The organism is Bacillus sp. NH11B, from assembly GCF_001884205.1.
In the GTDB taxonomy this organism is placed as follows: domain Bacteria; phylum Bacillota; class Bacilli; order Bacillales; family Bacillaceae_G; genus Bacillus_A; species Bacillus_A proteolyticus.
On sequence record NZ_MAOG01000125.1, the window covers coordinates 1 to 14,951 of the forward strand.

General features: G+C 32.2%; 9 protein-coding genes and 2 pseudogenes. 4 read left to right on the top strand and 7 right to left on the bottom strand.

Going from position 1 to position 14,951, the window contains the following annotated elements; translation table 11 throughout:
• Positions 1–732, bottom strand: a 732-nt coding sequence (locus BAU27_RS22945; protein ID WP_139254677.1) for an IS4 family transposase, incomplete at its 3' end; no start/stop codon positions are given.
• Between the two features lie 419 nt (positions 733–1,151).
• Here BAU27_RS22945 and BAU27_RS22950 point away from each other — a divergent pair.
• Positions 1,152–1,895 (top strand): siderophore biosynthesis protein, encoded by a 744-nt coding sequence (locus BAU27_RS22950; RefSeq protein WP_071772050.1) that lies wholly within the window; start codon positions 1,152–1,154, stop codon positions 1,893–1,895.
• Positions 1,896–2,398: 503 nt separating this feature from the next.
• On the opposite strand, the gene BAU27_RS22955 is transcribed toward BAU27_RS22950, so the two are convergent.
• The 6 genes and pseudogenes from BAU27_RS22955 to BAU27_RS22980 form a co-directional block, all read right to left on the bottom strand.
• Positions 2,399–3,382, bottom strand: coding sequence for a hypothetical protein (locus tag BAU27_RS22955; RefSeq protein WP_071772051.1), 984 nt, complete (start codon positions 3,380–3,382; stop codon positions 2,399–2,401).
• A gap of 8 nt (positions 3,383–3,390) precedes the next feature.
• Entirely contained in the window at positions 3,391–3,588 is a 198-nt protein-coding gene (locus tag BAU27_RS31950; protein WP_139254678.1) for a hypothetical protein, read from the bottom strand.
• A gap of 227 nt (positions 3,589–3,815) precedes the next feature.
• On the bottom strand, positions 3,816–4,712 hold the full coding sequence (locus tag BAU27_RS22965; RefSeq protein WP_071772053.1) for a hypothetical protein: 897 nt from the start codon (positions 4,710–4,712) through the stop codon (positions 3,816–3,818).
• Positions 4,713–4,728: 16 nt separating this feature from the next.
• Positions 4,729–5,163: pseudogene (locus BAU27_RS32965) on the bottom strand (MerR family transcriptional regulator).
• 27 nt (positions 5,164–5,190) lie between these two features.
• Positions 5,191–5,854 (bottom strand): annotated as a pseudogene (locus BAU27_RS22975) (C40 family peptidase); the annotation flags it as partial.
• Positions 5,855–7,088: 1,234 nt separating this feature from the next.
• Positions 7,089–8,780: a hypothetical protein gene (locus tag BAU27_RS22980; protein WP_071772054.1), complete on the bottom strand. Its 1,692-nt coding sequence runs from the start codon at positions 8,778–8,780 to the stop codon at positions 7,089–7,091.
• Positions 8,781–10,326: 1,546 nt separating this feature from the next.
• Between BAU27_RS22980 and BAU27_RS22985 the strand changes: the two genes are divergently transcribed.
• The 3 genes from BAU27_RS22985 (at position 10,327) to BAU27_RS22995 (ending at position 13,503) form a co-directional block, all read left to right on the top strand.
• Entirely contained in the window at positions 10,327–12,024 is a 1,698-nt protein-coding gene (locus BAU27_RS22985; protein WP_071772055.1) for a helix-turn-helix domain-containing protein, read from the top strand.
• Between the two features lie 141 nt (positions 12,025–12,165).
• Complete coding sequence (locus BAU27_RS22990; RefSeq protein WP_071772056.1) at positions 12,166–12,849, top strand: GntR family transcriptional regulator; 684 nt, start codon at positions 12,166–12,168, stop codon at positions 12,847–12,849.
• Positions 12,850–12,870: 21 nt separating this feature from the next.
• The gene (locus BAU27_RS22995; RefSeq protein WP_071772057.1) at positions 12,871–13,503 is read left to right on the top strand and encodes a sterol desaturase family protein; all 633 of its coding nucleotides are present in this window, start codon (positions 12,871–12,873) and stop codon (positions 13,501–13,503) included.
• The last annotated feature ends 1,448 nt before the right edge of the window (positions 13,504–14,951 follow it).

Sequence of the window (14,951 nt, forward strand, 5' to 3'; positions counted from 1 at the left end):
CAATTGAGCGGGTTTTGTTTTAAATACCACTGTTTCGAACTCTTTTCTATATATTTTAGTTGGTAACTTAAGACGTGATAAATAATATCCCTGCTTGTCTTGAATAGACTTAAAGTCTTGTAGACGAAAATATCCTAAATCACGAATATATAGTTCATTCTTTTGTGCCATACCTGTTCGAGTCGCACCATACGCCTGATCACTTCGTTTTCCTGGTTCAATTTTCACATCAGAAAATTCTCCACTCAACAAGTCATACTCTAGTTGAATTTTTACACCAGCTTTATGACTACATCCTCCGGCACCAGGATAAGTAGATGCAAATCGATCCGGCACTTGAAATGTTGTAGAATCAAGGATAAGAATACGCTCAAAGTAAGCAGAAAGAGCATGAGAAATCTTAGATAATCCCCCAATTTTAGCTTGTAGAAGTGAAGTAAATACAGTTCGAAAGAAGGCTACAGAAGCCGAGTTAAATCGCCGATTAAGTCCCTCAGGACTTAATAAAATTCCTGTTGAAGTTTCTAATTGACTACAAAGTTGAGTAAGAGAGGTAGTAGCGATTTGTTGATTTAACCATACACACAAAGATAAAAAATGGTGCCCATGGCACTTACGTTTTCGTTTCATTCCGCCTGCGTCTATAGCTAATTGATTAAGTGTAGCGGGAGACAAATAGCGATATAACTCTTCGGCAAATAAAGACAACTCTTGTTTTTGATGGATATTCATAAAAAGCACGTCACCCTTTCTCATTAACATAAGAGAATAGTAACGTGCTTTCACCTTCAAGAATAGTCTAAATCCTTAAGTTGATGGATGTGTGGTGCTACCCCATCGCTATCAACCTAATAAAAAGAAAAGCCCCCTAAAATGAAAACATACGTTATTCTTTCTGTAGAATCATAGGTGTATAATTAAAAGAATGTTTTAGACTGAGTATCGCTGAATTATTGGGATTTCTCCATTCTTATTCTCCTGTTTTAATAAAATAAGGATTTAGACTGATGAATAGTTTTTATTTAGAGAAACGAGGTTTTATTAAAATAAAGTATTAGACTAGATAGCCAATTTATATAGAAAATTTGTGTTTACATTTCAGATAAAATGATAAAATTAAACAAAAACCTCATATAAAGGTGGGGAAAAAGATGAACATTTCTAAACAATTCATTAAACCGTTTCCTGCATATGAAGAAGTATTTTATGATAATTTGGAACAGCATAAAAAACACTTTTTACCCATTTGCTCCATAAACTTACAATGCATTGAACCTGAATTGAACGAATGGTTACATATTGTGTCAGCAAAGGAAATTCACGACGGGTGCGTTGGCGATTTTACCCAACCGTTTCACACGAATTTTACGAAAGAAGATACGTTAGGCTTTGATGTCGTTGAAGGAAAGTATAAATTTGAAGCAGATTGGAATTACTTTGAATTTGAGAAAAATCCTTCCGACATTGTAGAGAAAGCCTATGTACGTAATGAAAAAGACTATCAAATCCGTAAAGAATTTTTCCGACGTAATCAGAAAATTCATCCTTATTCTAGCTTTGAAAAAGAATTTACATCCGTAGAAGCATTAGAGCAAGAGTTTGTCGAAAAACAAACAAATGGTTGGGGATTAGATTATCCCAAGGTAAATGGAATCCTGGGTGATATACGTTTTATGACAGAAGAAGGGCAAGAATTATTGGAAGATTGCGTTAGCGAAGACGAAATTTTTGACTATACCAATCTACTGTATGTGCCAAAAGATGAAGATGGCCATCCATTTACATATGTTGGATTTGCTACAGGCTATTACTTTCAAGCTTATGGTGCGGATCGTATATACCTATTCTTTAATAAAGAATTAAGAAAAGCAGTAATTTGTTTTGAATATACATAAGGTACAAGAAGCAGGAGAGACGGGACAGGGTTGGCGGCAAGCATTTGATAGTAAATTAGGCAATATGCACGATTCTGGAACAACACATTAAAGGGATTAAAACAACTTACAGATCCTTAATCTACAGAAAATAAATTCAAAAAAGTCTAATTAAAACACATTTAGAATTCTTTAATCGAAAAGGAATAAAACAATGTAACTTTTTTGCAAGCGGTATTACTTTCTTTAAAACGGTACAACTAATCAATGGTGTTCAGAATTGATAAATTTTTGTTTCTAGAAATGAAGTAACCTCCTACTTTTTAGCTTGTTGGGAGGTTATTAAGATAAAATATACTTAACTTATTACTACTGATTTTAGCGAATCCATTAGAAAAAAAGAGCATATGCTAAAACATGCTCTTACACTCTTAAACAAATGATTTTTTTTACTAACTTATATTATGCTTTCACACCAAATAACAAACGTAAAAAGTGCTTTAGATTTATTCTTTAGGAGATTGTTATTTTATAAGTTCTTCGATGTTATTACTTTTTTTGATTGTTTCTGATGATAGCCAGAGTGAATATCTTGTTCCATCCTTGTTGGTTAAAAATATGTCAAATTTTTCATTATACAGTTCTTCTTTAAGGATAGTGACTACCTTTCTCAGATCCTCAACTACATAGGGATTGTTATAATATTGCATCGTACTGTCATTAAAAACTAAAGTCACCTTATACTTCGGACACTCCCCATCTTTCGGATCTGAACAAGTAATACCTTCAATTACAAAACGGTCGTTTTGAATTTCTTTTAACCTTTCACCTACTTTTGTTTGAGTTTGAATCAAATATGTCCAATAACTTCTTAAAGTGTTTTTCATTGTTAGTAGCAGTTCTTCTTTCGTTATAACTTTTTGCACATTATTGAAAGGTAAACCTATAGATTCTCCATTATGATCATTAATATCAAGTTCTGTTATCTTTCTATTACTCTTCTGAATGAGTTGAAATAGAGCATATAAACGATCTAATTCTGTTGATTCAAATTGACTATAATCAATCTTGTTACTCGATTTTAAAGTTAATAACAACTCATCAGTGGGTTTTCCTCCTGTATTATCATAAGCCAAAATATATTGAAGAACATTTTCATTTTCAGATTCCTCGTAACCTAACTTTTTAATTTCTTCTAGAATTGGTTTTAATTTCTTATATTCCTCATATGTGTTTTTTCCGTATTGGTATTCATCACCTTTTATTTTTGAATATAAGAAACCATCTACCTCTACTCTAAATTGAATATTTTTGTTGTTTTTTACTTGAACAGTATGGTATGTATGTCCCATATTCCCTTCATGCATAGCGCCCCAATCTGTTACAACAACATCGATTCCATGTTTTTCTTTTATATATTTTTTAACCTGATCTTCATTAGTATTAACACAGCCACTCAAAAATAAGAAACATAACACTAACAACATTACATTTTTCATTCTTTTCATATAACCCCTTAAACCCCTTCCTTACGTAAGAAACGTTCCCTGGTTGAACACTGTATAAAAAATTTAAAGGTAAAGCAATCTTTTGAATAGTGTGCTTCATTAGTATGGTCTTTCAAAAATTTCTGCCTGGATAATCCTTTCCTCTTTGCAATTTCATCTATTTTCTTTACGGCAATTGGATCTACTTCTCTAATTCTAATTTCCACTTTCCCCTCTCCTTTCTGCAATTTTGGGTAGAGATCAAAAAATAGTGAGAAGAGCATAAGGGGTTTTTGTTCCCACCTAGGGTGTGAAGCTAGGCGGAGCCTAGCAAAACGATGGGAACAAGGAAAGAAGTTGAATGTCCCCATTACGTCCCCATATTTTTCGTTAATGTCTCCATCACGTCCCTATATTTTTCCTCAATGTCCCTTCCGTGTCCCTATGTCTTTTTTCAATTTTTATTAATTTCTTGTGCCTTTTGCTCTAATTTTTTGATCTTATCTCGTGCAATTTTTTGTTCTCCTATAAACAATTCAACGTTCTTTTCTGATGATTTTATTTTGGATTCTAAGGATGCTATTTTTGATTGTGTTTCCGTTTTTTCCGCTTCAGTTTGGTACTTCATTTCATCTTTTAGTTCTTTTACTTTCTCATAAATTGTCTTTGCATTTTCTTCTTCAAGTTTGATTGCTTTTCCATAATTTTCGATCTTTGTTTCAATATCTTTTTTGTCTCTTTCTATAAAATCTAACTCATATGTTTTTTTATCTTCAGCTAACAATTCATCATTTGCTTTTGTTTTTCTTTGATCGGTAAAAATCGTCTGAACAAGTTTATTTGGACTCTTTGTACTTGTATTTTCATCTTCGTACTCGTTAACATCTTGTGTAAACTTCCGAATATCCATTTGTTCTTTTTCACTGTTTTTATTGTAAATATCTAAAGCTAAAGCTCCCCAATTTGGAGATAATTCTTTGACTTCTATCACGTAATTTCCGTTCTCTTCATACAACAAATTGACAGGTAATTGAACACCTGGCTTTCCTTTTTCTTGTGCCTTAAACGTAAAGCCAGTTTCCTCATATCCTTCTATCCAAAATCGAATTTCTATGAAGTTTTTATGTGGATTGTACTCCCTCTGTTCTACAATCAATTTCCCCATTCCCGACAACTTGATTACTTTGTGTGTTTCCGTATGGAATAGTTTTTCATCGTTCGGCATGTAAATTTTAGATGTCAAGAAAGCGAAAAAACCGCAAAATAGAAAGCCGATAATTGCTAGGTAGATCCACGACTTATTTCTTCTCAAATTAATTCTTTCACTCTTCTTACTGATTGCACCTATCACATCCTCACCTTTTTTGTTATAAAACTTTCATATTGAGCTCTTCTACACTTGTAACTCGCCATGTTTCCTTTTCTTTTTTATGATGATTCGTAACACATTGTTGACTTTTTCTTCTCGATTTTGTGTTGAATCAGTCGTGACATTTATAAATTCAGCTAACACATTTACTTCCTTTTGATCGGGTTCATTTTCTTGTAAATAAAACTTCATTTCGATTGGTTTCGGCTGTCGATAAATACGCTCTTTTCTGTTGTTCTTGTGCGGAGGCAAGCACCTTATTAAGTCGTCTTTTTAAGTCTTCATTTTGTTTTGTTAGTAATTCATTTGAGAGTTTTAACTGTTTTTCTTTTCCATCACTCATTGATTTTTTGCTCAAATAGATATTAAAAGCTGTCACACCTACAACTAAAATGACAAACACAATAAACAAAGATTTGCGTTTATCTTTCATTCTTTCAGTCTCCTATTCTTTAGGTTTTTAGAACCTTCTTACATAACCAGAAAAGACTTTTTTCAATACGGATTATTTAGATCTTCAATGGAAACACCTTTATTCGTTTGGCATCCAATGAAAGTATTTTTATCAATTACAATGCCAACGTGTCCGGCATGTTTGTAGGTATCAAAGAAAATAACGTCACTTGGTTTCATATCATATACCGATACTTTTGTACCGATTTTATTTAATGTTTCAGTACTTACAGCTCCCATCGGACTGGTATACATCCCTACTTGTTCGAACACCCAGCGCACAAAACTTGAACAATCAAAAATCCCTCTTGCAATGTCATTTGTGTTATGTCCTCCACCAAATACATACGTAGAACGCCCTATCCATTGGCACCTACATCGGCAACTTTTGAACCGCTACTTCCTCCACTTCCTGCATTTCCTCCACCAGAAACGACAGAACCCGGCTGATAATATTTTAAAACTACGTCAACGTACAAAATATCGCCTTAGCACGCTTGATACAGTACGGCTTCTGGTCTAAGACAATGATACATACCAGTATGTTTTACTTTTTGATACTGTTGTTGCGAAAATTAGATTGCTAATTCTTTCGTATACTTGCCACCATTTGCACCAATAAAGTCAAAAAATCCAGTCCCGAAATTGTAAGCTTGAATAGCTTGCTGTAGTAAGTATGAAAGGTCAAAAATTAATTCTAATGTTTTTATTTTTTTTAGGAAGCTTAGCATATTTTCAATATGTAAAAAGAATCCTGTAAATTACTAGTTTATAAAGCTAAACCAAACACCTTATGTATAAAGTATTTTCAATCTTAGGCAGACTTGTTCGACAAAATCAGTTGTCTTTTTACTCTAATATAGGTCTTATCGACTCCTCATGAGTTGTTTGTTCATTTAAGATGATATTGTATTGTCTCTTCCAATTAAGGTTTATATGGATAAACTCAGCGTATAATTGTTATCTGAGCAATTAATACATCTCTTCCCTTTAGTTCATACTGATAATGCTTCTATTTGAACTAATTTTCCTTTTCATACTGATTACACATCTTTTATAAAATAATACCATCAGTATCTTCAAGTATTTAAATTTATTTTTTACTTAGTGAAAGACTATTACCTTTTAGATAATCAAGAAATGCGCATTTTTCGGATAGTACTTTAAAACCTAATATAATATATATCTTTTATATAAAAAGAATATAAAGATAAAACTATTATACTCATGAAAAATGGCCTACAAACTCAGTAATAACAGTGTCTGCAGAGCTATAGAACCATAAAAAATCGAAAAAAACACTTATTGGAAATGTATTTATTGCGTTTTACGTCGCTCTAAATATACAAAATATCATAAAGTTGAATTAATTAACCTACATATAATCAGCATCATTTTGATGCGTAAAAGTGTATATAAGATTAATGATAGTCTAGCTTAAATTAATAATATGATTTCCACATACGTTATAAAATAACCCACATTTTATTAACATTTAGAAGTAAGTTATAGACATAATTCAGTAAATCAACATTATTAACAAAAAACATTCTGATTTTAAGTAGCTTTATATATAAAACGTTTATATATAAAGCTTTGAGCTATTTTATTGTACACATTTGGACAATATTATTAAGATATCCACTGAATTAATATATATATTTACGATTTTTAGTAGATTAAATGCCAGTAAGAGAACGAATGTTCAGAAAAAAGTAAAGTAAAATTGTGAATTACTGATTATATTTTAGGAATTTTGTATAGAAGTGTATAAAAAAAGAGAGGTATTCTAACTCAAATTTCAGAATCTCTCTCTTTTATGTTTGGATAGTACGAATATAATTTCTAATTTCAGCACGAATAGCCCTCCTTCTTTGATTTTTCAAAAAAGGAGAGCATGTGATTTTACATTGCAGGAAGCAGCTGATCTACCGTGCATGGTATTTCACTATTTTTACGGTAATAAGCTTCTAAGGAATGAAGAAAATCGATTAAATTAAAGTCTTTAGGAACTTCAATTACGCGGATTTTTTCCTTAGGCAATCTATCTATTTTTTCAATGAACAGTTCGCGAATATCACTTGGAATATGATGTTCTTTATGGCCATGAGATTTTAATAATTCACGAATTTTAATTTCTAATGCAATATATGCGTTAACATTTACGCCTTGCTCAAAAGCATACTTCCTAAATAGTGTTTCTTCTTGATACTGCATATAATTACGATGGTATGCTTCTTCAGTCACAGGAACCGCATATGTAGAATGAAGAAGGTCATGCGCTTTACAGAATAACTTCTTAACATTTTGTAATGAATAAATAGCAAAGTGAGTACCAAATTTAAATACCGCATCTTCTTGCTTTTCTTTCGATACATTATGTGTAATCAGAGAATAAATACCTGTTTTAGCAGCAGTATCTAATACGCGATATTGAGAAGACTGCTTTAATAATTTGCTTAGTGTATAAACAAGATTTTTAGGGAAACCCTCTTGTCTATCAATCATTTCTCGTAATCCACGAATCACTTGGCGGATTTGACGATGACAGGAATGTTTTAAGACATTTACAAATTGGTTTATATCTTTTGTAAATTCTGCAATATTCATTTCAACTAACGATTCTTCAATGAACTGAGCTTTACGTTTATATGTAAGTCTTGGTGTAAATGGATCACGATACTCTTCCCCTATTTCCTTATTACACAAGAAATCAGGGTGTACAGATAAATACAGTGTTGTATACTGTTTTTTATTCTTTTTCCCTTTTTCTAATTTGCAAATTTTAAAAAAAGAAGATCCAGTAGCAGTAGATTTAGTTGTTAATTCAGCCATTACAGAACGTATTTGATGTGGGTATTTCTTATGTAAGAAGCGATACATACCGCCAAAATGAGTCTGTTGTCCTTGTTCATCAAATTTGTATAGTGAACGTTTCAAAGTAGTTTCTCGTTTTTGCTGCATTGCGATATCAATAAATAGCTTTTTAGCAGCAATGGATAAATCGAAGAACTCTTTTGTAAATACAATTGGGCTGATAAACGTGTAAGGATTCGCTTTATTCGTTTCCTTGTTCATAAAATCAGTTAATGTAATTTTATATTTACCACTGTACTCATTCTCAATTTCAATGATGTTGTGTAAGCTAAGCTTTTTCAACGCAACATAGAATTGTGAATGATGAATATGTGAAAATGCTTCTTTATAGTTTTTGTAGTCCTCCCAAAGCATGTGAATGGAAACATGAGAAAGTTCACCATAGGTATTACATTTTTTATGTAGAAATAGAAATACTTCTAGATCTGCATTAGTAATACCATATAGCTTATGCTTTCTACCATTTGCTTTAGTGAAGAGATTTTTCATTTGAAGTGAAAAAGATGGTTTGGCTTTTTCAACAAACCCTTCTTCATCTGCAATTCGTTCCTCGTAAGACATTGAATTTACGATATCTTCTAGATATGTATCTTTAAAGCTATAGTATTTGCCTTCTAAAGCTTCCACTAATTTTTGCCATGCTTTAATTGTTACTAATACCGGAGTTGTTGTTTCACCATTTAAACTACGTTTGTTCTTTATAACGAAAGGTTTAGCCATCTTTTTCACCTCCTCTTATTATGAGTTTCAGTTTTTATCTAAATAGGATATAAAAATTCAATTTTGATTATATCAAATCGAATCTTGGTGAAATGTGTCTCTTTAAGAGGAAAATCAAAAATGTGAAACGCAGCCTCATCCTTAGAGGCACAAGGGATTCAGCGTTTCACAAAAAAAATATTTTGGCCACCATAAAGCTATAAGGTATTTTGAATATGAAACGTATCTGAAATTAATGAAACAGCACCTAAACCTTGATATACTAGGTTTTTTAGCACTTTGGGTTAAAAGTTGTTGCCACCATATAGCTATAACGTTTCAAGTTTTGAAATGACTAAATAATGTTTAGAATTCATTCATAAATATTGTGGTATAGCGTTTTCATGTTAATTTACGTCAAGGAAGTATTGCCATCATATAGCTATATGCGTTTCATGTTTTTTTTGGATTGTTGCCATCATAAAGCTATGCCGTTTCATGTTTGAAATCAATGTTTCATTGCGCTTGAAATGTACCTAAACCCTTGTTACATATGGATTTATAGGTTTTTTTTAAAAAAAGTTGTTGCCACCATATAGCTATAGCATTTCATTGGGGTTTTTTAGTTTTTTTAAAGAATGGCTTTATATCAATGTTTAGCACTAATTTAAATAAAAAATATTTTTTTTATATGAACAGATTTTAGTGCGTTAATGTTTCATATTTAAAGAGTTGTTGCCACCATAAAGCTATAACGTTTCAAGTTTTCAATAGTACCTGCCACAATGTAGCTATGATGTTTCATAAAAGTAAAGGTATTCGTGTCGCTATATGGAATAACGTTAATTCTTGTTAAATGAAATTCAACAATCTATTAGCATTTCTTGTTCAGAACATACTTGCCACCATAAAGCTAAATCGTTTCAAGTTTTCGATAGAACTTGCCAAAATGTAGCTATAGGGTTTCATAAAAGTAGAGGTATTTGTATCGAAGTATGAAATACCGTTAATTCTTGTTAGATAAAACCCGACAATCCATTTGCATTTTTGTTGAGAATATACTTGCCACCATAAAGCTAAACCATTTCAAGTTTTTAATAGAACTTGCCACAATGCAGCTATGGTGTTTCATAAAAGTAGAGGTGTTTGCATCATTGTATAGAGTGACTTTCAGAATTTTTTAGATGAAACCGACATTTCATCGATGTTTCTTGATCAGAAAGTAATTGTTATCATACAGTCATAATATTTCATTTCATTTGTAAGAAAAGGGACAATTACGTTTCACTTTAAAAGTATGATTTACACTATTTAATGCCAAATGGGTTTCCCGCATGGAGATTGTGGTGTAAAGTAGTAATTTTACAAATAAGTACAGTCTTATATAATACAAGTACAAGAATGTTTACTTGATAGGACAAATACTGTTCGATAAATCATTTCTCGATATAGATTATTCTGATAACGTTTCAACTTATATGCTATGTTGCCACCATATAGCTATAACGTATCAAGTTCTATAATTAATATTTCTAATTGGTGGGAATTTAGTAAGGAGGTTTTTAATATGGAGAAAGTATTAGTGTTGTTTAGCGATGCCCTTTTACTTGCTGCTCCAATGTATGAAAAGAACACGCAGCTATGGGAAAAGTGGAATAGATATTATGAGGAAGTACAAGGAAATCATGACAAAGTAGTAACTTCAGCTAATATATCCCCTTCATTTTCAGCACTTGTCTCTTGGTTAGGTCAGAGACAAGAACAAGGGATTTCATTATTGCATATATACGCAAATCTAGATAAATATAAAATTGAGATTCGGAATGTACTCGATAAAATAATAGAGCAAGAATTTGGAAGTACATCTGAAGAAGTTGAAACGGCTATAATATCTAATACAACAGATGAAAAGTTAAAAGAGCATTCAAGTGATCTACAAGAGGATTACTATCCTGTAAGTAATGATGCGGTATATTATCAACTACGAGATGGTATAGCCAAGAATCACTTTGAAGAAGATGAAGTAGGAGCAGTGCCTGTTTTACCATTAGAAACTAAAAATACAAGCGGAGTTGCTCAGCTATCATCACACAAGGATGAAGATTTAAGGCTAGTAAACACCAATGAAGCAGAAAGATGGTCAATACTAGTCGATGGTGTTATTAGTAACATGGATGATCTTACCGCAGACTGTTTAGATACAATTACAATACAGTGGTTGAATCAAGCGAAATCTCCAGATGATTTTATTGATTTCAGCTATGAAAATGTACTAGATATGTGTAATATTCCAAAAGCATCAGCAAATGGTATAGAGTATTATCGTGCAGAAGATAAAATTAAAATTGCACAACGTATAGCTGCTTTGGCGAGTATCTTTATTTATTTAAATGACGATAATGAAGTCGTGGTTTTAAATGATCGTGCAGAAACTGGTGAGCAATTTGAAATGAAACGTGAAATAATTAAAAGACTTTTCGTTTTAGATTCTGTAGTTCTTTGGAGAGATAAAAATACCAATGATTACGTAGGTATTGAATCTTGTAGAATAAAGCCAGGTAGCTTTTTGTCGATGTATTTATACGGATCTAGTAGCACAACAGCGTTATTATCTAAAAAAGCATTGGAGTATAATAGTTATCGACACAAATTCCATAAGCGACTAATTCGCTATTTATCTTGGCAATGGAGAATTCGACAACAGTACAGTAATTTAAAAAGACCATATTCAATTGATGGAGAAAAAGGACTATTGTCTGTTATGGGGATTAATATAGCTAAGGGACGCCCCCACCGTATTCGTGAGCAATTAGAAAATGTATTAATAGATTTAGAAAAAGAAAAAGTTATTTCACATTGGGAGTACGCTGAGGAAATTGATGAATCAAGAATTGGAGAACGGAACTGGTTTAAGAATTATTACTCAAAATTAGGAATCATCATTTTACCACCAAAAGAGTTAATGGATAATATCGGGAGTTTGGCAAAGAAAAAGGTAATTGATACTCCGGATAAGCAAGAAAATAATGTGATTATAAATACGATAGCTCATAGTACAGTAAGTACTGAGGAGCTAATTAGAGAGAAAATTATGCACCAACATATGCATCAAAATAGAACAATGCGCGAAATAGCAGATGAGTTAGGCTTATCCCCTGCTACACTATCGAGATTCTGTAATAAGAAAATGAAACGGATTTCAAACAGTGTTAATGATAAGTTAACAAAATGGTATGAAAGACAAATGATAATTGAGTCTATGTAAGCAAAAAAGAGGAAACCACTTTGAAAATGGTTTCCTCTTTTTTAATGAATATTATTGACAGAAAATTCAAACTCGTTATATAATTTTTGGTATTACCAATATCTTTAACATGTATTACCAAAAAATAAAGGGGACGATGGCTTGAGAGAAAAGGAACGCTCCTCAGATAAAATTGAGAATGAATTAATTAGATTCATATTGGCTGGTGTTTATTCTGTAGGAAGTACTTTACCGCCGGAAAGAGAGCTTGCGAAAGAATTTGGTGTTGGTCGCCCAACTATTAGGGAGGCGCTTCAACGTTTAGAAAGGAGTGGATGGATAACAGGTAGAAAAGGAATGCCATCGACTATTAATGATTATTGGAGCAATGGTAATCTAACGACACTTATAAATATTGTTGAGAATCATCATACCATTACAGATGAATTTATTATGTATTTATTAGAATTTAGAAGTTCGTTGACTCCGACTTATATTCGTAATGCTGTTACGTTTAATCAACCTAAAGTGGTTGCTCTCCTTGCTAATCTTGAGCAACTTGAAGATAGTGCAGAAAGCTATGCAGCATTTGATTGGGATTTGCAAAAAAGGTGTGCTGGGCTTGCTGCCAATCCGATCTTTCTACTCATTTTAAATAGCTTCGATTCCATTTATGTAGATATGGCAAAAAGGTATTTTTCTGTAAAAGATCATCGTGAGTTATCCTTCAACTATTATCACGACTTATTAAAAGCTGCATTAAAGGGAGATGCAATTGAAGCGGAAAGATTGTGTAAGACAACATTGGAGAAAAGCTTGGCTCTCTGGAAAGATAGAAAAAAATAAAGAAAGCTGGAGGCGTGATAAATGAAACTAAAATATTTTAAAGAATATTTTTCCTATCCTGATATTTTGATCATGAGCTGTCTTTTCCTCGCTAGCTTTGGATTTATGATTTTACATTTAACCTCTATCGGAATTTGGGGTGCTTTTATTTTGGGAATGATTATGTATTCCTTAGCTGAGTACGCTACTCACAGGTTTATTTTTCATCTAAAGCCACCAAAGAATGCATTCTTATTAAAAATGCTTAAGCGCCTACATTATGATCACCATACAAATCCGAATGAATTACATTTATTATTTTTACCCTTATGGTATAGTGTGCCAAACATTGCAATTTCAGGAGCGATTTTTTATTTTCTTTCATCCAGCTTTGTCATGACAAACGCATTTATTGCAGGTATTATGCTCTTTTTATTATTTTATGAGTGGAAGCATTATATCGCGCATCGCCCCCTTCAACCAATATCACCATGGGGACGATGGATGAAAAAAGTTCATTTATGGCATCACTTCAAAAATGAAAATTACTGGTATGGTGTTACGAATCCAGCCTATGATTTTCTCATGGGCACCTTTAAAGACCAAAAGGATGTTGCCCAAAGTAAAACTGCTAAAAACCTAGAAAAACGTGGTGACCAGAAAATAGAATTATGAAAAATAATCCATTGTCATTATCCTGGAAATGTCGAATGAATTTTGCAGCTTCGACATTTCCAGGTAGTGACAGGCATTTTTTTCTATTGAGTAGTAAGTATGTTAATAGATTGGATAAGGCTCGTTTGAAAGTTTTCCTTACCGAAAAATGCATCCGCTTTGTTCTCTATTTCTCTTAGCGTTGCTTCATTTTTCACGAAGTGTTTGGCCAATCCTATCTACAATTTGTATCGTGTTTGCTCCAGTGATTTCTTTAGCGGCTCGTTCCAGGAGAGTCTTTGTATCAAAAGAAAATTTCCGCGTAAAGCTATAGCACCTGACAATGTTATTGCGGAGAAACTCGGAATATTCAGGCGTGAAAGCACGACGAATACAGCCCCTCATCATCTCTTTCATCTAGATACCTTTTTAACCAAATGGTGCAACACATCCCTTTCTTTATCATCTTTCCCTTGTACAAGGACAGAATTCGTTAAAAAAGAAGAGGTGAGACTAACAGTATGCTTTCTCTAATAAATAAATCAATCTTTCTTTTACTGACTCCCATTCATCACTAATAATACTGTAAAATATATTGTCTTGAATGGTTCCGTCTGCCTTTACTCTATATTTACGAAAAGTTCCCTCTTTTGTTGCTCCTATTCGTTCAACAGCTTTTTGAGAACGTATATTCTCTACGTTAACTGGAAATTGTATAAAATCTACTTTTAACTCTTCAAACTAAAACTTAATAACCATTGCTAGATTCACAGGTTCCAATGTACAAAATTAGTCTATTTAACATTTCTTCACTTTCTGATGTATCCTGAGTCACTTTCCACCTTGTCAGCTATCCCCCCTTCCCCTTTCTTGCCAGAATATACAACAGGTCCAATTTCTTGAACAGAACTAATCGTCATTTAATGTATCTATTGCTTTGTTAAGTTGGTAGCTTACAGTAATATGTATAATTCAATTAGTAAATCTATACTTACACAAAAATATAATAAATTTAGTTAAATTTATTAACATTGACTCTATATGTTAATTATAAAGATGGTGTACATATGAGATTAACAAGTGAATGTGTAGAGCCTAATACTTGAGATATTGAACTTGCAATTATGTGAGTTAATAACTGAGAGGAGAATTTATAACATGACATTGACAGATCTCCGTTATCAATGGTTTTAAATAGAAGAAAAATCGTTAATAAATCTAGTTGAATACGAAGGTCTCTTTATTAAACTAAAATGTTCATATCAAACCATATGATATGAAAAGAGCAATGATTTTTGCATGTTTTATACACGCTGTATATATACACCTTATATATAGGTTTTATATATAAGGTGTACAGAAAAGAAGTATGTTAAATATGTTGATATGAAATTGATATAGCAGCCACAAAACCTTTATTTTAAAGGGTTTATATATACAGTGTATATATAAAGTTTATGAATAGAGCG